This window comes from Paenibacillus sp. WG02, from assembly GCF_055396115.1.
Genome location: NZ_AP036016.1, coordinates 1,316,196 through 1,337,180, shown reverse-complemented (window position 1 = coordinate 1,337,180; position 20,985 = coordinate 1,316,196). Strand labels below are relative to the sequence as shown.

The window sequence follows — 20,985 nt, the reverse complement described above, 5'->3', positions numbered from 1 at the left end:
AATGATGCAAGGATCGTTAGGGGCGAGTTATTTTGGTTAGTATTAAAGATATCGCTAAAAAAGCGGGGGTCTCGATCTCCACGGTATCCTATGCGTTAAACGGGAACCCCAAAGTGACGAAGGAAACGAGCAGCCGCATATTGGCCATGGCCAAGGAATTAAATTACATGCCTAATGCGGCGGCCAGATCACTGAAGAAGCGGGAAACTAAGATTATCGGGGCATTTCTTACGGATTTTAACGGAGCCTTCTATGGGGAACTGCTGCAGGGGATCAAAGAAGTGCTGAATAAAAAGGGTTATGACTTAATCGTATGCAGCGGCGCGCAATCCCACCGTCTGCTGCCAGAACGGAATATTGACGGCGCCATTGTGCTCGACTCTTCTTTCTCCAGCGATGAGCTGCTTCAATATGCGGAGCTTGGACATAAGTTGGTTGTGCTCGACCGTGAGCTGAACCATTCGAATGTGAATCAAGTACTGCTCGATAATAAAGCGGGGGCCGCGTTAGCTATGGAGTATCTAATTGAAAAAGGGCATCGTAAGATCTATGTCATAACGGGGCCTGAAGCCTCGTTTGACTCGATGCAGCGCCTTCAAGCAGTCCGTCAGGTCGTGGAGCGTCATCAGCCGCTTGCTTATACGCAGATTCAAGGCGACTTTAACAAGTCAGCCGGCGAAGAAGCCGCCGAGCGAATCATTCGGGAATATTCGGAACCTGTCGCTGTCTTCTGTTTAAACGATGAGATGGCGATCGGCTTATACAATGCCGTCAAGGAATCCGAGTATAGGATAGGCACGCACATTCATATTATCGGTTTCGATAATATTGAGTTGACACAGTATACGGAGCCCCGTCTTGCGACGATTGATTACTCGAAGCGAAAATGGGGATCATTGGCCTCCGAACAGCTATTAAAACTGATTGCGGATGAAGAGGTCGATCACGAACGCATCTATGTGACTCTAGTCAAAGGCGAATCTGTACATGCGGTATGAGAAAAGAGGTTATCCCTTAGTCATTCAATGACTTCTGGGACAACCTCTTTTTGCGATTTTACAATCTGCGCAATTGCTTTGGATAGTGTGTCAACACTTCGACCTGACCGTTTGGCTGCACGTACACATCGTCCTCGATTCGAACGCCGCCAAGCGACGGCAAGTATATGCCTGGTTCAATCGTGAATACATGTCCCGGCTCAATGAGCATCTCGTTTTCACCGTTAATTGAAGGATCTTCATGCACATCCAGACCTAAGCCGTGACCGATCCGATTATTAAAATAAGCGCCATATCCCTTTGCTGCTATGACACCTCTCCCCGTTTGATCGATGACTCCGTATGGCGTGCCCACTTTGACCGCCTGAATGGCTGCGAGATTCGCGGTTAACACCGTTTCATAAATCGTTTCCTGCTCTTTGGTTCCTTCCCCAACTAAAAACGTTCGGGTAATATCTGAGCAAAATCCGCCCGCATAAACACCAAAATCGAAGAGCAAAAAATCATTCTCCTGGATCGAATAAGCTCCTGGTTTGCCGTGAGGCAAGGATGACCTTTTTCCGGTCAAAATGATCGATTCGAATGACGGCTTATCGCCTCCGAACATCCTCATCTTATATTCCAATTCAGCCGCAAGTTCTTGTTCCATCATGCCGACTCTAACTTTTTGCACGGTACTTTCAAGCACTTTCTCGGCAATATCAACCGCCCGGCGGATGCTGACAAGATCTTCTTCGGACTTAACCAGCCGTTCTTGTATAATAAATGGTTCGATATCCTCACAATGCAAATCGGGAAACAACGCCTGCAGCTGCTCTACCCTGTAAAGGCTGATCGCCTTTTTTTCCAATCCCAACGTGCCGATGCGAGTTCTACCCACTTTGTCTTTCAACAGAGCGTAAGGATTCTCACTATCCGAACAGGGGATCAAATCGCGAACAAATGAATGCTGCTGCGCAGCTTCCAAGTCCAAGCCGGGAACAATCATGCTTTCACAGGCGTTGCCAATGTCGACGATAAGCGCCATGAATCGCTCATGCGGATTCGAATGGAACCCGGTAAAGAAATAAATATTCGTTGGATTCGTAATCAAGGCGATATCAATTTGCTTTTTCTCCAAGTAATCACGCAGTTTGTGCAATCTCAATTCATAAATGGAACTCATACATATACCCTCCCGTTTTCGTATCAGTCTTCTTTAGATTAGCAAATTACGTGCCAATATTTCCAGCTTTACCTTTGTCTGATCAGATTGGCGCGATTTTTGCTAGAAACGTGTAGGAAGGAATCGCACTAAACCGAAAAGAAAGGAATCCCATGAACATGACATCCGTTATTGTTGTATTTTGTGCAACAATATACCTTCCTTACGCCGGAGTAGCCTGCTATTGTTGTATTTCGTACAACAATTCGAGCTTAAAACGCCTATTTCTGAGCGATTCCCACCAAATTGTTGTACGCTGTACAACAAAAAGCCAATTTGACCAAAGAAACCGCTGGATTGTTGCACAAAATACAACAGTTCGGCGGGCAATGGATAATTTCTAGTCGGAATCGCACCATTGATCTCAAGAATGATTTTTTTGATCTAAATTTGTGAGTCCGAACTTTATCAACAATGAATCGACGGTCTCATATTCCAATATTTTAGACACTCAATTCCCCTCTATGTCTAATTCCTTAGACACTTTTTCACGCTTTCCTTTGCCCAAATCCTGCAAATGATCCATCACAACGTCCAAAGCTCCCACTGGAACATGCGGATCTCTTACAATCTGAATAGCTAAACATTCCTGCAGGCTTCTTCCCTCGACACCGCTTCCAGTTCATGCATACCAAAAAGCTGCTGATAAACGAATTATCAGCAGCTTTCTATACTTAATTAGATAACCGTTAACACATTCACCGCGAGCTTACTGATCATTTTGATCGTTCTGATCGTGCCTGCCCTTTTAATTTGACGGCACTGCAGTTACACTATGCCCTATTGGCACTTTGACTTCTGCGTAGCTAATCGTAACACCGTTCACGCTTTTGGTTTCTGCCGGTATGGCCGACCCATTCACTTGGATATAACGGTATGAACCCGCAAACTGCACTTCCCAAGCGACCCCTTTTGTACCGGCATTGTTTCTTAAAGTACTCTTTGTCGCACCGTCGTGTCTCAAGTAGACATCATGATCTCCCAAAGAAATATGGTTGAGTTCCAGCCACTGAATGTCTTGCGGTAAACGGGATATAGTAGACAACTTGTTTTGAGGCGCATTCGGAGTCACTCCCATCAATCCTTCCACCGTTTGGCTGATTAACGTATAAGAGACTTCCGGATAATCCCCGTTCGTTCCTTGGCTGCTTACCTCATGCGGTTCGTTTAACCTGTCGATGATATACTTCATCCACTTCCAACCGAGTTCATTTTTTCCATAAGGGAAAAAGGTATCCGGCAAATACGTGATTGCTTCGATATTTACCGGCGCCGTTCCTAGAGTTTCACACTTGTTGTCGATCAGCTCAAGGAATTGATCTGTCCGATCGCCCGCTTCGGTGATTAGCTTCATCGGCATGAACCAGCTTGCTTCTCTTCCGAAGTTACTGTAAGCTTTGCTCCCCGCTTCATAGCCTCGCACATAACTGGACTCAATGCCTTTTACTCCCCAGTCCGTGTTAAAGTATTTTTTTAACGCTCGCGACTTTTCTTTAAACTCCTGGTACTTTTTCATGTCGCCTTTTTCTTTGGATAAATAGGCATAAGCCATCAGCGCTTGATACTGGGATGCGATTCCATCCCCCGATTCTACAATAGCCTCACCGTTGCTTTCATCATAAGAAGCTGTGCCATCGAAAATGCCTTTTCCTGTTCCTTCAGCGACTCCGTTCTTTATTTGTCCGTCATGCAGCGCAATAAATTCCGTCACTGCTTTATCGTAGTAGGTCCAAAGCGTCTCATCGGTCAAATAGTGCTTGTCGCCGGTCCATAAATACATGCTGTAGGCTTTTTCAACGAGCTCGAACACAGCGGGAACTTCTCTAACAAAACTATTTGCGTTGCGATAATCCAATTTGAAAATCGAGCCATCGAAATTGAGCGCCCATGCTGGGTACCATTTATGCGTTTCGTTCGCAGTTCCGGCAAATGCCTTCAACATGGAGAAATTTTCCCGATCCAGTCCTAGTAGATGGGCGCCCGCCATCTGATGAGCCATATCCCTGGAATAGAAGGCGTATCGGTGAGCATACCCGGCCCAGTAGGATGGCATATAACCCTTGGTTTCAGGTGAGTTTCTAAAGGTTTCATCCCTATTAATCAGGCCTTGTCTACCCGTTCTTACATATGACTTTGCTTTGGGCTTAGCCCAATTGAAAGCATCTTTGATTTTCGCATTGGAGGAATCGATCGTGATTTCTTTGTCAGCTACTGAACACTCCACTGTCCACAACTGCGTTGTGCCGTTCTTCCCTTTGACCGTATAGGTAACCGGATGGGTAAAGTCTTTCACCTCTCCTGTTGACGGAGTAACGGAAGCCCCCTCTGAAACCGTAATTTGCGGGGCAATCGCCTTCACATTCGTACCAAAAGGCATTGTAAACGAAACTTTCCTAGCTATTCCATCTACCCTCGAAACGCCGACTTGATTCTGTACCGCAAAAGAGACGATATTGGCAAGTTCAGGCAGTGGATTCGTATTTGAGATGTCGCGCAGCAAATAAGAGTCGTCAATTTCAACCCATTTGTCATTAGCGTTAATGCCTGTGAAATACACTTCAACAAGAGCACCTTTTTCCAGTAATATGCCATTAATCGTCTGTGTCATAGGTACACTACTCTTAGGTACGTCGCCGTTTTTGATATCACTGCCCTCAGGGAACCTGATGCCGAACTTTGCACCGGTTTCATCGGCCATGTTAAATAAAGCCTGTAATTTATAATATCCTGTGACAGGCACCGTTACGTTTTGGGACAAGTAAGACGCCCCCGGATCCAAGTAGGCAATAACATTATCGCCTGAATTGTATGTAAACGCACCATCATAAAGCCAATGTAGTTTCGCAGCATCAAAATTTGAATTTCGGATCAAATTCTCAGCTAGTGGTCCAATCGGATTGCTCATGGCTGCTTGCCCCTCCTTACCAAATAAATCTACGGGAGTTACTTCAAATCTCACATCTCTTATTTGTAACTAAATCCATAACGTTCCATACCATCTACAAGATAAACCTAGCCTGCGACTAGGTCCTTTAAGATAGCGGATTAGGTAGAACTGAGTAAGCAAGCTCAGTTTGCTTACTCATTCTAATATCGTGGCATCTCGTCATATTAAGAGCACAGCACATGCTTATTAGTTATTAAACGTTACTTTCATGGCGTATTAGCCAACAATAAGCACGACAAGCTTGCTTATGCAAGCAGAACAGGACTATGAAGTGAAAATAAGCAACTTTAGTTGCCTTACTCACTTCTTAACCCACATGCTTACTCCATAACCCAAAACATATTAATTCTGGCGTGTAAAAAGAGGGGGAATCCCCCCTTTTTTACTTGAACGAGGGAAGCCAACTTCCGTGTGCTTCAATGAGTTCGTCGCACAGCGCAACGGTATCATCGATAGACAGTTCAGCAGCCGTGTGCGGATCCAGTAAGGCAGCATGGTAAATATGTTCTTTCTTCCCAGTCATAGCAGCCTCAATGGTAAGCAATTGCGTATTGATATTCGTTCTGTTCAGCGCAGCGCATTGCGGAGGCAAATCTCCTACATAGGTCGGATTCACGCCACTTGAATCAACAAGGCACGGTACCTCTACGCAAGCTTCCTTCGGCAGGTTTGTAATCAAACCTGTGTTCATGACGTTTCCGCCGATTTTAAACGGATTGTTCGTTTCCATCGCTTCAAAGATGTACGACGCATATTCAAGCGTCCGATTATGTGTCAAGTTTTTATTGCTGACAAGCTCTTCCCGCATCGTTTTCCAACGCTCGATTTGGTTTACGCAGCGGCGAGGATATTCGTCAAGCGGAATATTAAATCTGTCAACAAGTTCCGGATACTGCCGCTTGATGAAATACGGATGGTATTCCGCATTGTGCTCGGATGACTCCGTAATGTAATACCCGAAACGAAGCATCATTTCAAAACGAACCATATCATCATGCTTCTCTTTTTGTTTCTCGCGCGCACGTTGTTTGATTTCCGGATATAAATCGACGCCATCCTTCTTCACTTCAAGCAGCCATGCCATATGATTAATACCCGCAATTTTCCACTGCACGCCGCTGTGGTCCATGCCCAAATGCTCGAAGATGTGAGGCACACATACTTGAACGCTGTGGCATAAGCCGACCGTTTTGACACCGCCGTAGGTGTTCATGACATTGGTCAACACAGCCATCGGATTCGTATAGTTCAGAAACAAGGCATCCGGGCATACTTCCTGTATGTCTTTTGCAAAATCAAGCATGACCGGAATCGTACGCAGATTGCGGAAAATCCCGCCAATACCGATTGTGTCCGCGATCGTTTGCCGTAAACCGTATTTTTTCGGAATTTCAAAATCGGTAATGGTACAAGGATCGTATCCACCCACCTGAATAGCATTGACTACATAAGCAGCTCCACGTAAGGCTTCCTTACGGTCGGAATAGGCTTTGATGTTACAAGTGCTTCCTACCGTTTGCTTCAGATTATTAAGCATATTTTCGGAATCCTTCAAACGCTCCGCGTCGATATCAAACAGCGCCAGTTCAAATCCTTGAAGCGCTGGTGTGAGCATACAATCCCCTAAGACATTTTTTGCGAAAATGGTGCTTCCTGCACCTAAGAATGTAATTTTTGACATGTATGGTTCCTCCATAATATATAGGGATCTTTGAGCTTGCTCAAAGTCTCTCCTTATTTTTCATCAAACACAATTAGCCCTTAACTGCCCCGAGCGTGAGCCCTCCGACAAAATATTTTTGCATGATCGGATAGACGAAAAAGATCGGTAATGTAACAATCATCGTTAATGCAGCACGCAGTGTAGTTGGCGATAAATCTCTCATTTTTTCGCTAAGTGCTAGCGGATTTCGTAACTCTTCGAACGCTTCCACTTCAAGCAGCAGTCTTTTCAAGTAAATAGGCAGTGTATCCCAGTTCCCGCTTGAATTGTAGATCACTGTATCCAGCCAATAGTTCCAGTGACTTACCGAACTGAAAATGGCAATCGAAGCAAATACAGGAATCGAAACAGGGACCGCAATACGGACGAATATGCCGAGCTCGCTTGCACCGTCAATTCTAGCTGATTCAAATAAGGAGTCAGGTATACTTTCCATATAAGAAGCCATATACAGCATCCAAGTCGCGTTAAACATGGCCGGAATCCAGTACACATTGAACGAATCCGTCAATCCGAGGCCAAGAAATACCAGATAAGTTGGGATCAACCCGCCGCTAAAATAGATCGTTATAATAAAGATGACTTTCATCATCTTTCTTCCGGAGAAATGTTTAATCGTAACGATATAAGCCAAGAGTCCAGTCGAAAGCACACAGGTAAGCGTGCCGATAACTACCCGCATGATAGAGATCGATAAACTGGAAATGAGTCGCTTGTCCTGAAACAGAAACTCGTATGCGCTGAACGATAATTTGCGTGGCCACAAATAGATGCCGCCTTTCAATGCATCAGTTCCATCATTGAAAGAGAGCGCAAGCAAGTTTAAAAAAGGATATACCACCAGCAAGCCAAAAATTAATAAAATAATAAGATTTACGATATCGAATATTTTGCCGCCTAGCGATTGTTTCGAGAATGTAGTGACCATGTAGGCACCCCCTAGTAGATTGACGTATCCATCACTTTTTTCGTAAAGCGATTGGCCCCGAATACTAAACTAATCGCAATGATTGATTTGACTAATTCAATGGCGGTTGCAAAAGAATAGTTCCCGAGCTGAAGTCCATATGTGAACACATACGTATCTATGACTTCCGAATAGTCTCTGGTTTGAGAATTCCCGATCAAGAGAGGGGCTTCCAGTCCTGCCGTAAAAATACTGCCCAAGCTCAGAATCCACAATACGACAATCGTGGGGCGAATAGCGGGCAGTGTAATGTGCCACATGCTTTTGAATCTGCCGAGACCATCCACTTTTCCTGCATCATACTGCTCCGGGTCAACACTTGTAATTGCCGACAAGTAAATGATGGAGTTCCATCCAACATTTTTCCACACGCCGAGTCCCGTGATAATCCCCCAGTAATATTTCCCGCCTTCACCCAGGAAGGCTATAGGCTGATCACTGAATCCGAAACGCAGCAAAAATTCATTGAAAATCCCTTCATTACCAAATAGGGTAAAAGTAATACTGGCAATGACTACCCATGAAAGAAAATAGGGCAAGTATGATGTGGATTGGATAAATTTACGAAAAGGCTTACTGCGAACTTCATTTAGCAGCAAGGCCAGAATAATCGGCGCCGGGAATCCAAACAAAATATTCAGCCCGCCAATTGCCAGCGTATTCCGCATAAGCATGGGGAAATCCGGCGATGCAAAGAACGTTTTGAAATGCAATAGGCCTACCCATTCACTCTTGAAAACAGAAGTTCCGGGAATGTAATTCATGAAGGCTGTAATCACGCCTAACATCGGTAAATACTGCATGATCGCAATAAAGAGGAGGATGGGGATGCAAAGCATCCATATTTGACGCTCTCTATAAAATCGTCTCTTAATCAATTGAAACTTTGTCTTCTTTTTCACCATAGAACTTGTTCGATAGTCATTCAGTTCATGCACAGTGCTCTCCATAAGTACCTCCAAATCCGATTGTTTTGATTTACTGAGACAATTCGGACAAAGGAAAGGAAGGCGTGACCCTTCCTTTCGTTATTGTTATTTCCACTCTTTTAATCTTCTTTGGTATTCATCGGTTTTATATTTTTCAATCTTATCCAAGCCTGCCGCATTCAGCTTTTCTTTCAAGGCTGCGTAATTGCTCCGGCTCTCTTCTTCCGTCTTGCTCATAACCGCTTTAGCCCACTGCGACTCCAGCAAATCTTTTACCTGCTTATCGGTTATTGCAAGCGGATCGTTGGCAGGAATTTTGATATCCCCAACGGTATTGTCATAAATCGTATCTTTCAAATTATCGTTCATCATCTTTTTCCATTTCGCATTATCGTTGAAGTTTTGATCAAACCAATATGCGCTCTTACCGTCATCCTTCGTAATGCCTTGGCTAGTCACCAGATTATACATATCCATGCCGAGCAGATCACCAGCATCGTAATCAAATTTGGAATCAATAATTGCTTGTTTCTGTGATTCAACAAAACTAGCTTTCCCGTCTTTGAAGTTCCATGTCGACTTTTCGGTATTCGGAACTCCCCAGCCGATTAATCGAGTACCGGTATCCGTCACAGAGAAGTTTAACCACTTCATTATTTCTTCTGGATTTTTGGCTTTATTCGTTATCACCGTCATACCAGTGCTTCGCGAATTCTTCCCTGACAAGTATGCTTTATCAGCAGTCGCAGCTTTAGCGCTCACTTGCATAAAACGCTTCTCTTCATTCCAGTTTGGATCGCTCTTCTGCCAAACTTCATGCCCTGCGTTCCAACCAATCCACCATGCGCCAATGAAGCCCATAACACGATCCGTTGACATTTTAGCTTTCATATTCTCGTACTTGTTAATAAATGTATCCGGATCGAGCAAGCCATCGCGATAGATCTTGTTCATGAAAAGCGTAAGCTCAAGACCTTCAGGCGTGTTAATCCAATGCGTAATCTTGCCGTCAGCGCTGATTTTATTTCCGTCTTTCAGTCCCCACATGCCGGCCAGCGTCGGAACGATCTTCTCCGTAACCGGTGCAAAACCAGAAAGCGCGTACGTCTTTTCACCTTTATCATTCTTCGGATGCTTCTCCTGAATTTTCTTCAGTACATCATAGTATTGATCTGGTGTTTCAAACTTCGGCGTCCCAAGTTCTTTCCAGTAGTCATAGCGAATATGTGCTGAGAAATCCGGGATTGGCAGTGATCCCCAATAACCTGGAAGGGCATACAATTTGCCGTTCGTTAAGTATGTTTTATACAGATCACCCAATTGCGTCTTTACATTCGGCGCGTATTTGTCAACATATGAGCCCATTTCAAGCACTTTACCTTGTGCGACCCACTTGGCTACCGTCGCCTCGTCCATATTGGCAATCACTTCAGGATAATCACCAGAAGCAAGCATCAAATTCAGTTTATCTTCTTTCTTCGCATCAAAAGTAATTTTATTTATGTTGACATTAAACTTCTCCAATAGGAATTTATGCATCAAATCGCTATTCTTTTTGGTCTTGTCCGGGTTGATCGAATCTGCATAATAGTAACTAAACTCAATCGGCTTACTAGGCACTTCCCAGCCAAATTCGTTCGTTGCGGCTTTTGCTGTTTCCGTTTTTGTTTCCGTCGTAGCTTTTGGTGTTTCTGATGCTTTGTTGTCAACCTTCTGTGTGGAGCATCCAGCAACAACACTCATCGTTAGTGCAGCAGATAACATAACCCGCAAAGTCTTTTTCAAATCCGACCCCTTCTTTCAATTAAAGTAGTTTAAAATGATTGCGCTTTCAAAACCATCCTTTAAGAATTTCCTCCTGCATCTCAGCTTCCCAATTCTGTGACCGTGCATTCTGTTATAAGCAAGTTGTCTTTGCAAATTTAAGTGGTGAATCATTCCACTTTTTTATTTTACTAATTATTTTCTAAATATACAATAGTTTTTACTAAAATATTTTATGTTTTATTCTTATTTAGCGAATAAATTTACTAAATATAATAAAAAGTAAAGCGAAAGACTCATCTATTCGCTTTACCATGCCTTAATCGTTCATTATCATGCGTCCGCAGTGTTCGCACCACAGCTCTTTCTCACCATAAGTTTCGTTGGAATGGTTACATGCAGCGGCAGTCCTCTACCTCTCAGGCGGTCAATCATCAACTTAACGGCTGTTTCCCCCATTTCTTCCATGTACACTTTGATACTTGTTATTGGAGGAGTCACAAACGAAGCTAAATGAATATCGTCAATACTGACAATGGCTATATCGTCAGGCACCTTATAATCGGATTCGCTCACCGCCTTAAGCGCAGCTATCGCCATAGGATCGCTGCCAATCACGAAGGCGGTAGGCACATCTTCCGCTTCCAGCGCTTGTTTCATTAGCTCATACCCAACTTCGGCGCGCCAATCACCGACAAACACATAATTAGGATTGAATAAGTTTAATTCTTTCATCATGACTTCAAACTCTTTTTGCCGAGCATCCGTATTAAACACTTTGCCTTCCAAGGTTCGAATATAGCTGATTCCGCCCATATAACCAATCTTCCGATGACCTAATTGAAGTAAATGATCCAATGCTTGCCTGGCCGCTTTGGGCAAATCGAACATCACGGAATCAAATTCATCACTAAGCACATAATCGATAGAAACGATATTTGGCGTACGGGTCGATTTGTTGATGATATCGATATCCACCTTTCCAATCAGGAATAATCCGTCCAACTGATGGGCATCGATATTCGTGTTAGAGTCATCCATAAATCGGAACACTCTGCTAATGTTAATCCCGTACTTGACGCATTCCTTCTCGATGCCTTGGCGGATAGACAAATAGAAGGGATCCGAATATTCCATTTGCTCGGAACACCAGATCAGTAAACCAAACTTTAGCTGCTGCATGTCATTTGGTTCCGTTTTCTGCTTCCGCTCATTTCTGCGATAGTTCAACTTACCTGCCGTCTCCATAATTCGCTGCCTTGTTTCTTCAGGTACACTGAACGTCGTATCGTTGTTTAATACCCTTGAAACCGCAGCAGAAGAAACTTTAGCGATTCTGGCAATATCTTTAATCGTAGCTATCTTTATCACATACTCTCCATACATTTTTGACGCTATTCGTATACCGTTGCCACGCCGCAAGGGGGAATATCCAAACGATGAATGCCAGCTTTCAGTTCCAAACGTTCCTTAGTGATCAATTGCCCCTTACAATCACGAACCTCAACCCATTTCGCGCCCCAATCCTCTTCAATCTCCACATAAATCCGCGAGTTCAACGTTCCGTTCACGAACAAAACAAGCTCGGGATGAATGCTTCCTTGTTTGACAGTTACATCGCCATAGGCGCAAACAATCCTTTTATGCCCGTTATCGGCGATAACTAATGGATAAAGAAAGTCTGGATGCTGGGGTCTCAAACGGCCGTCTAACAATACATCGCGATGCTCTCTCCAAAAAGATAGCCAATAACGCACCATTTGAAGATGCTCTTCCGGTAAGCGATCTAGCAGAACAGAAATTTGCGGAACGGAAAATAGCGTGTTGACGATTTGGAGCGCAGAGCTTTCAACCGGCTCTTGAGGATGCCACATCACCATATCGGAATGAACAACCGTATCTCCACTAAGTAACCGGACATCGAGCGTTCGGATTCTATTTTCGATCGCATCATTCGGACAATCCGTTGCCCTAAACATGTTCCCGTATTTTCTCATTAAGGGGCCGATGTAATTTTGACGAAATTCGATCATGACGTCAGGCTTTATGAGCCTCAATCTGTCGATAATATTACTCATTAAGCAGTCTACAGCCTCAGGAATTGAGATGTAGTCCATCGAGCTATCTTCCTTATAAATCGTCTCTTCAGTTCCAACGAAGCTATCTACAAAATCAAGCTTAAAGCCGTCAAGATCCCACTCCACCAAAGCTGTTTCATACAAGTTAATAATGAATTCCCGCACATCAGGATACCGCGGATCCAGCACGCCTGTTTGCAAGCTATCGATCGACTTTAGCATTTTGCCTTTAAAGCGATCCCAATTCTTACTCTTGAATCCAACAAAAGGAACCGAATACCATAACAGATATTTCATCCCCAGTTGATGAACGCGTTCAACATGAGCTTTCATATCGGGAATTTTCTCATCACATACTTCCCAATCTCCGCAATAAGCGTAACCACGCGTGTTATCAGAGGTTTGCCAGCCATCGTCGACAATGACCGCTTCGCAGCCTAATTGTTTGGCTAGTCTACACTCTTGCTCGATCCCTTCCGAAGTAAACTGCTGATGGAAGCTGTACCAAGTTGAATACATGGGAAGTTTGGCTGATTCAGGTACAAGTGCAGGCGTATAGCCAGGAAGGGAAACCCACCACTTTTGAACATCGTTCAAGCATTCATAATACGCGATTTCTCTCGTGTCCAAGCGCAAAGTCGCTTCGTAAACAGACATGGGTGCACTTGGTTCAAAGAATAACTTGACCCCGCAGCGGAACGTGGCGGTCTCCTCATTGACACCTGCTGACAAGGCTACGGAATTGAGCGCATCAGAGAAGGCGAATGTGAGTCGGTTGCTGCCCTGTACGTTAAATAAACTAAAGACTGGCGCCGAATACGTTGATTTGGAAACGACTCCTTCTTCCCAATCTACACGAAGTCTCTTGGAACGATAGACGCTTGGGTACCAACTGCCCTGAATATCGATGCCCGGATGATGCCAAATTAATTCAATCGTTGGCGGTTGCTGCAGATTCTCCCCTTCCAACTTGATGTGAATAAGTTCTACACCTTCCTGAACGGTCGCCCGAGTCATTGAGCCGCGAAACTGCTCGTTGCAGCCCGATAATTGAAAATGATAAGGACCTACCTGTAACGTGTCATTGTTCAAAGCTTTCTCTTTCATGTTGATTCCTCCATCACAAAGTAGATAAAGTTTACTAAATATTTACTCGATTTTAGCATTTAAAATCGAATTTCTCAATCGTTTTTTATTCGGTATTCAGTAAATTCCAATAAAATCAAAAAAAGCCATCCCTCAAATCTATATGATCTGAGTAGACGGCTTCTTCCTATTTTTAAGATTCTATTTTGTTCCACAACTCTCACGAATAATAAGTTTGGTTGGAATGGTCACATGGAGAGGAACATCCCTGCCGTTGAAACGGTCAACCAGCAGTTTCACAGCCGTAACCCCCATATCTTCCGTAAGCACTCTTACAGTAGTAAGTGGAGGGGATACGAACGAAGCTAGGGGAATATCATCGAAGCTTACGATGGCAATCTCATCCGGCACTTTAATATCCGATTCCTGCAACGCTTTGAGCGCGGCTATAGCCATCGGGTCACTGCCAATCAAAAAAGCAGTTGGCCGATCGTCCAATTCTAACGCTTGCTTCATCAAAAGGTAGCCCTGCTCCGTACGCCAGTCATCCACAAATAGGTGGGCGGGTTCGAACCATCCTTTTTCCCGCATGATCGCTTCGTATTCTTTTTGACGTACATCAATGTTATACACTTTGCCCTCTAGCGTACGAATATAACTGATTCCGCCAATGTAGCCGATTCTTTGGTGACCAAGCTGAAAAAGGTGATCCATAGCATGTCTAGTCGCTTTGCGCAGATCGAACATAACGGAGTCGTATTCGTCATCTAACACATAATCAATCGAAACAATATGCGGTATCTGCGTCGATTGTCTCAGTAAATCTATATGCACTTTGCCGATGACGATTAAGCCATCCAACTCCTCTGCAATATTCATATCGAAGTCATCCATGAACATCACCTTGTCGACAGTAATCCCTTGCTTAGCACACTCTTTGCCGATCCCTTGACGAATAAACATGAAATATGGATCTGAGGACTCCAACTGCTCCGAGCCCCAAATGACTAATCCGATGTTTTGTTTTTTTTCGGCCTCTATTTCAAGGTTCTTATTTGCACGTGATTTCGTTTTTCTATAGTCCAGTTGCTTGGCAACTTCAATAATTCGCTGTCTGGTTTCCTCTGCAACTTGCAAAGTCATGTCGTTATTAAGAACGCGTGAAACTGTGGCGCTTGAAACTTGCGCTTTATTGGCTATATCCTTAATCGTTACCATGCTATCACATTCTTTCGCCATTTAAATAAACAGATATTTACTAAACATTCTACAGACTAACGGCAGCAATGGCAATCATTTGACATTCCAAAAAAAACTGTGAGTTCATCATTATAAGTTAGAAGACAACCTTTCCCTTTTTGAACATTCAAGCATCTTCCCCTTGTGGCGTTCTAATTTCGTTAAGTCTGATTTTATAAATCTCCCCCCATTCTTTCATAGATACTATGATCGGTACTAACGTCTTTCCAAAATCAGTTAGCGAGTATTCAACTCTTGGTGGTACTTCTTTATAAACTTCTCTATGAATGATCCCATCCCGTTCAAGCTCCCGTAACTGCAGTGTAAGCATAAACTGCGTAATACCCGGATTGAGACGCCGAAATTCATTAAATCTTTTCGTTCCGTCAATGAGATGATAGAGAATGACCCCTTTCCAAGCCTCAAGATGCATAGTGAAGGTGGGGCAAGAATTCGACAATTGAAAAGAAAAAAAATCCGACTTGCCTATTGAAAGGAAAAGTCGGATTTCTCTTCAATCTATCTTTGCACCGTATGAACGCAAAAAACTAACAGCTTGTTCTCTGTCCATCCGTGCGCCTTTGACAACAAGCGTTTTAAAGTCGATTCCATCCATATTGGCGCCACGCAAATCCGCACCCTGAAAATTTGCTTTTCCAAAAATTGCACTTGTCAGGTCGCAATCTCTTAGATCGGCCTTCTCCAGGTTAGCATTAGAAAGATCTGCTCCATGAAAACGAACTCCTCGCATAACCTGTTTTGCTAATCTGGCTTGTCTCAAATTGGTATAGGACCAATCCCCTTGAACCAATGTAACACCATCCATTTGTGCACCTGCAAAGTCTGAGCCTGTCATTTTACAATAGTTAAATTCTGAAACGAAGAGATTAGCTTCAGTAAAATTGCAGTTTTCAAAAGCAGATTCTGTGTGAATCGAACCATTCAACAAAGCTCCGCGAAAATTGCATTCTATGAACCGGCATTGGTTTATCGTGATTTCCTCCATCGAGCTGCTAGTAAATGTACAACGTTTAAAGGTGCAGCGAATGAGTTCGCCGTATCTTAAATCCCGCCCGTAGATAGGAATGAAAAATTGGTTGAGAGGGATAATTAGACCCTACTCAACCAATTTTCTTTGTTTTCACCGATCAAAGTACGTCGAATGGAGCCATCATAGCCGGTGAATATTGAATTCAAACGCTAGGTCTTGATCGGCTTTGATCAGATACTCATCATGTACCGGCGCACCCCAGCTGTCGTCACCACCAACGCCCATCTGTCTGCCCGCTACCGTGACGACCGTGTAATGAACATTCGGCAGCTCGTAATGATGGTAGGCATTTTCCAGCTCGAATGCCGTAAACGGCGAAATGTTACATTCCACCGGCTGAGCAGCTGGTGCGGTTATCCGAATACCGTGACCATCGTCGTTCGTAATATTCACACGGCGGACACCCGTGCGGTTCCCCGACTCTTGCGGTACGACATATCCAGACACATTATCAGCAGCGTCATTCTTGAACACCCCGAGCCTAGCTCCGAAGGCGCGATCGATATAGTTCTCCTCCGGTCCCATCGCGTACCAATCCAAATGGAAATAATCAGCTGGAACCTTGAACGACAACGCGAATATCGGCAGTTTCGGAAGACCTGTTGCCCCCTCGTAGCGAGATCTGACGTTCAAACTGCCGTCGGCATACACCGTGTATGCAACCGTCACTAGAACGTTCGCGCTGATGCTAAGCTTGTAACGAAACGTTACCGTAACGATTCCCGTTTGCTCCGTCAATTCGACTCCTATGCATTTGCGCGTTAAGCTAGCCGCGAACCAAGCGCCTGAATCAAAGCCAAGCGAGAATCCTTTATCGTTATCCGTTGTCGCACGCCAGAATAACGGCGCTGGCGGAATGGCGATCATCTCTCTGCCGGCATAGTTCAGTGAAATCAGGCTTCCCGCCTGCTTCGAGAACATGATACTAAAATCTCGTCCATGAATCCCTATGTTTACATCGCCATCCACGACTCTGAATGATCCTTCAGGTTGTGCAGACGAAGCCAGATCATCAACCAGAATTACGTACTGCCCGAACGAAACCTCATATCCAGCTTCAGCCCATAGGGTACTCTCCTTCAAATTGAGCGACGCATGTACGACATACTCACCTGGCTCATCAACAGTCGGCAGCTCAAGCGGCACATAAGCCTCGCTTTGCGCCGGAACGTCGATATTCCTCTTGCCTCGGAATATCTCCTTGCCTTCTTTATGAAGGACAACTAGGAGATCATAGGCCTCAGTACCTTCGAACAGGTTCTCGTTCGTCACCTTCACACCTTGGCGATCCAACACAAGCTTGATGTTCTGGTACAAGAACTTCACTTCCTGCATCTTTGGCGACACCTTGCGGTCCGCATAAACGATACCGTTCGTGCAGAAATTATAGTCGGTGGCGCGGTCGTCGAAATCGCCACCGAATGCGAGAAACTCTTTGCCGTAACGATCTTTCTTGACGATCACCTGATCGATATAATCCCAAATAAATCCACCTTGATACATAGCATATTTCTGTTCGAGCTCTGTATATTTATGCATACCGCCTACCGAATTACCCATCGCGTGCATATATTCGCAGCTTATATACGGCTTCTGTGGGTTATCGTTTAAATAGGCCTCGATGTCCAACGGCTTCGCATACATACGGCTCTCCATATCGCTCGTATCGTTATACTTGCGGTTATGAAAAACCCCTTCATAGTGAACTAGCCGACTAGGATCCATCTTTCGGAAATAGTTGGACACGCCCAGCAGGACTTCACCCGCATAGGCTTCGTTACCGACCGACCAGATCAGAATAGAAGGATGGTTCTTGTCGCGCTCGACCATCGAAATTGCCCGGTCCATCACGATTTCCTGCCATTCTGGCTTATTCGCCGGAATATTCCAAGACGGCTCAACTGCGCCCATCTTCTGCCATGAACCATGTGTTTCCAAATTCATCTCATCAATGACGTAGATGCCGTAGATGTCACACAATTCGTACCATAACGACTGGTTCGGATAATGTGACGTCCGAACGGCATTTAAGTTGTTCCGTTTTAGCGTAGCGATATCCCACAGCATATCTTCCTTCGTAATGGCCCGTCCTCTGCGGCTGTTGAATTCATGACGGTTCACGCCCTTGAAGACGATCCTTTTGCCATTGAGGTGCATGATTTTATTCATCATCTCAAATTTGCGGAAGCCAACCTTCTGCGGAATAACCTCAACGAGCTTGCCTGTATGATCATATACGCTGACATACAGAACGTACAAATAAGGCTTCTCTGCACTCCAAGTAGTAACTTGCCCCGCATCGATAGACAACGATATAGCTTCGAGGGTTGACACTTCGGAGCGAGCTGTTGCAACAGTGTGCCCCATCGCATCCTTCAATTCGAGCAAGAAGCTAGCTGACTGCACGCTCGTCAGCTTCAAATCCGCACGAAGGCTGCCATTCTCATATGCAGCATCAAGATCAGTATGGACAAAAAGATCGCGAACGTGAATGCTCGGTACGGTATATAAATAAACGTCACGGAAAATGCCTGAGAAACGCCAGAAATCTTGATCTTCCAGCCAGCTGCCTGTGCTTCTTTGATACACTTGGGCAGCAAGCTTATTCTCACCCTCCTGCAGGAACGGAGTCAGGTCAAATTCCGCCGGCGTAAAGCTGTCTTCGCTATAGCCGACAAATTCTCCGTTCAACCACAAGTAAAAGGCTGACTCCACACCTTGAAACGATATGTAGACGGGCCTGCCCTTCATATTATCAGGTAGTGTGAAGTACTTCACATAACTACCGACCGGATTATCATTTTCCGGAATAGCTGGCGGACGAATATCATGATGTCCATCCCATGGATACATCGTATTTACATACTGCGGCTTTCCATAACCCTGCAATTGAATGTGTCCTGGCACTTCAATATTGCTCCAACTGCCGCACTCGTAATCGAGCTGGTGGAACAACTCGGGACGGTCAGCAGGCTTCACGGAATAGTTGAATTTCCAACTACCGTTCAGGTCGTGCCGCAGCTCCATTGGCGCTGTCGCTTCTGCTTCTTCAAATGTTTCGTAATAACGGTGATCTGAGTGCGCCGGCAGACGGTTCACAGCAAATACGCCTACATCTGTGAGCCAGCTTAGGTTTGGCTTCGTCAATTTCATTACATTTCCCCCGTAAAGTTATTTAAAAGCCAGGTGATATGCGCTGTGTGCGTAATCACCTGACTTTCTTTTTTTCTATTTCACCGAGCCTGTCATACCTGCTACAAAATGCTTCTGCATGAGGAAGAAGACAAGTGCAGTCGGAATCGTCGAAATCACGATTGCCATCATAATAACACCATAATCAGGTGAATAGCTTGATCCCAAATTCGATATGAGCATGGGTATTGTTTTTTTCTCTGGTGATTGCAGAACAATGAGCGGCCATAAATAGTTGTTCCAGCTCGACATGAACGTAATGATGCCCGCTGCGGCGTATGTCGTCTTCATCGTAGGCATGAAAATACGGAAGAATAGGCTTAATTCATTCAACCCGTCAATTCGACCAGCCTCCAAGAGCTCCCTCGGAAACATCTTCGTATTTTGACGGAAGAAGAAAATCAGGAATGCCGTAGTGAATGTCGGCAGCACAACGCCGGACACCGTATCCAGCCCGATAAATGGGATAACGCGTGAGATACCACCGAACATTTGAAACAACGGTACCATGATAGCCGCGAACGGAATCATCATCGACAGTAATAGAATGTTAAATACGACGTCCTTCGCCTTACTTCTATAAATTTCAAAGCCGTACCCGGCTAAGGAGCCGATTAACATGGCTAATACGGTCGTTGTAATCGAAATTTTTGCGGAGCTCAGCAAGGCTGGTACAAAATCTACGGAACTAAACAAGTTTGTTATATTTTCCACAAGGTAGCTTCCCGGCAGCAATCTTCCTTTGGTTACATCGGCCGACTTATTCGTAGCGCTGATAATCATCCATAGAAACGGAAATATGGAAATAAACGCAGCGACACTCAGAAATATATAAATAAAAAGACGTTTCCATTTATCCATTTTTATCACCTGCTGCTTTAAACTGAACAAACGCCAATATAATGATCATAATCACGATGGAATACGACACGGTTGCCGCATATCCGAAATCCGCAGAATATTTAAAAGACAAATTGTAAATATACTGGGAAATGGACATCGACGAGTTCCCCGGTCCACCCTTCGTAATGTTAACAACCTCATCAAACAACTGCAGCGTACCAATTGTGGATGTAATGGAAGTAAATAAAATGATGGGCTTGAGCAATGGCATCGTTATTCCGAAAAACTGTCTCGTTGATGAAGTTCCATCAATTTTTGCAGCCTCGTAAATCGATTGATCGATATTTTGAAGCGCGGACAAGTAGAAGATCATATTATAGCCTGTCCAGCGCCATGTGATTGCAAGAATAACCGTCACTTTCGCCCAGAACGGATCCGTGATCCATTGAATCGGACCTGCTATAAGATGAATCTTGATCAGAAGTTTATTAACCAAGCCCTCCGTAGCAAACAAATATTTAAAAATAACGGAATACGCTACAAGCGAGGTAACAGCCGGCAAGAAAATCGCCGTACGGAAAAAGCCTTTAAATTTTAACTTACTATCGTTCAGTAACACAGAGATAAACATAGCTAGAACAATCATCACTGGAACTTGGATAATCAAATAAATAAACGTGTTCTTAACCGCGGTTATAAACGTTTTATCGCTAAACAGACGAGCGTAGTTATCGAAGCCGACGAAGGATAAATTCATTCCCTTACCCGATTTAAATGATAAAATAAGAGCTTGAATCATGGGATAGAAATAGAACGCTGCAATCATGATGACCGCCAAGATAATAAACATCCAACCAGTCAAGTTAGCTCTTGTGCGAATATTTACGCCAGGCCGCGCTGCTTTCACGTTAGCCTAACCCCTTTCTTTACGGAAATAAAACCATGGAACTTCCTCCAACTCCTG

At 44.3% G+C, this 20,985-nt stretch carries 15 protein-coding genes and 1 pseudogene; 1 reads left to right on the top strand and 15 read right to left on the bottom strand.

Annotated features, from left to right (window positions below; genetic code table 11):
• Window positions 1-32 precede the first annotated feature (32 nt).
• Window positions 33-998, top strand: a complete 966-nt coding sequence (locus ACBP55_RS06340; protein ID WP_464650567.1) for a LacI family DNA-binding transcriptional regulator — start codon at window positions 33-35, stop codon at window positions 996-998.
• A 58-nt stretch (window positions 999-1,056) separates the two neighbouring features.
• Here the strand turns inward: ACBP55_RS06340 and ACBP55_RS06335 are convergent, their stop codons facing one another.
• The 15 genes and pseudogenes from ACBP55_RS06335 to ACBP55_RS06265 all read right to left on the bottom strand — a co-directional run bounded on the left by ACBP55_RS06335 (window position 1,057) and on the right by ACBP55_RS06265 (window position 20,871).
• On the bottom strand, window positions 1,057-2,163 hold the full coding sequence (locus tag ACBP55_RS06335) for a M24 family metallopeptidase (protein WP_464650566.1): 1,107 nt from the start codon (window positions 2,161-2,163) through the stop codon (window positions 1,057-1,059).
• Window positions 2,164-2,653: 490 nt separating this feature from the next.
• Window positions 2,654-2,806: pseudogene (locus tag ACBP55_RS06330) on the bottom strand (RNA polymerase factor sigma-54); the annotation flags it as partial.
• Window positions 2,807-2,950: 144 nt separating this feature from the next.
• Window positions 2,951-5,107, bottom strand: coding sequence for a DUF5018 domain-containing protein (locus ACBP55_RS06325; protein WP_464650565.1), 2,157 nt, complete (start codon window positions 5,105-5,107; stop codon window positions 2,951-2,953).
• A 424-nt stretch (window positions 5,108-5,531) separates the two neighbouring features.
• Window positions 5,532-6,830 carry an alpha-galactosidase gene (gene melA, locus ACBP55_RS06320; protein WP_464650564.1) on the bottom strand — a complete coding sequence of 433 codons (1,299 nt, stop codon included), beginning with the start codon at window positions 6,828-6,830 and terminating at the stop codon, window positions 5,532-5,534.
• Window positions 6,831-6,903: 73 nt separating this feature from the next.
• Window positions 6,904-7,800 (bottom strand): carbohydrate ABC transporter permease, encoded by an 897-nt coding sequence (locus tag ACBP55_RS06315; protein ID WP_029193862.1) that lies wholly within the window; start codon window positions 7,798-7,800, stop codon window positions 6,904-6,906.
• Window positions 7,801-7,811: 11 nt separating this feature from the next.
• Window positions 7,812-8,789 carry an ABC transporter permease gene (locus tag ACBP55_RS06310; RefSeq protein ID WP_464650563.1) on the bottom strand — a complete coding sequence of 326 codons (978 nt, stop codon included), beginning with the start codon at window positions 8,787-8,789 and terminating at the stop codon, window positions 7,812-7,814.
• An 84-nt stretch (window positions 8,790-8,873) separates the two neighbouring features.
• A complete protein-coding gene (locus ACBP55_RS06305; RefSeq protein ID WP_464650562.1) occupies window positions 8,874-10,553 on the bottom strand; it encodes a type 2 periplasmic-binding domain-containing protein in 1,680 nt (559 codons plus the stop codon).
• Window positions 10,554-10,865: 312 nt separating this feature from the next.
• Window positions 10,866-11,903, bottom strand: a complete 1,038-nt coding sequence (locus ACBP55_RS06300; protein ID WP_464650561.1) for a LacI family DNA-binding transcriptional regulator — start codon at window positions 11,901-11,903, stop codon at window positions 10,866-10,868.
• Between the two features lie 23 nt (window positions 11,904-11,926).
• A complete protein-coding gene (locus tag ACBP55_RS06295; protein ID WP_464650560.1) occupies window positions 11,927-13,717 on the bottom strand; it encodes a glycoside hydrolase family 36 protein in 1,791 nt (596 codons plus the stop codon).
• A 180-nt stretch (window positions 13,718-13,897) separates the two neighbouring features.
• Window positions 13,898-14,914, bottom strand: coding sequence for a LacI family DNA-binding transcriptional regulator (locus ACBP55_RS06290; protein WP_464650559.1), 1,017 nt, complete (start codon window positions 14,912-14,914; stop codon window positions 13,898-13,900).
• Window positions 14,915-15,062: 148 nt separating this feature from the next.
• Window positions 15,063-15,368, bottom strand: a complete 306-nt coding sequence (locus ACBP55_RS06285) for a winged helix-turn-helix transcriptional regulator (protein ID WP_464653249.1) — start codon at window positions 15,366-15,368, stop codon at window positions 15,063-15,065.
• Window positions 15,369-15,449: 81 nt separating this feature from the next.
• Window positions 15,450-16,046: a pentapeptide repeat-containing protein gene (locus ACBP55_RS06280; RefSeq protein WP_464653248.1), complete on the bottom strand. Its 597-nt coding sequence runs from the start codon at window positions 16,044-16,046 to the stop codon at window positions 15,450-15,452.
• 60 nt (window positions 16,047-16,106) lie between these two features.
• Entirely contained in the window at window positions 16,107-19,139 is a 3,033-nt protein-coding gene (gene lacZ / locus ACBP55_RS06275) for a beta-galactosidase, LacZ type (RefSeq protein WP_464650558.1), read from the bottom strand.
• A 75-nt stretch (window positions 19,140-19,214) separates the two neighbouring features.
• Window positions 19,215-20,039, bottom strand: coding sequence for a carbohydrate ABC transporter permease (locus ACBP55_RS06270; protein ID WP_464650557.1), 825 nt, complete (start codon window positions 20,037-20,039; stop codon window positions 19,215-19,217).
• Complete coding sequence (locus tag ACBP55_RS06265; RefSeq protein ID WP_464653247.1) at window positions 20,032-20,871, bottom strand: carbohydrate ABC transporter permease; 840 nt, start codon at window positions 20,869-20,871, stop codon at window positions 20,032-20,034. The genes ACBP55_RS06270 and ACBP55_RS06265 overlap by 8 nt, the downstream gene beginning before the upstream one ends.
• Between the last annotated feature and the right edge of the window lie 114 nt (window positions 20,872-20,985).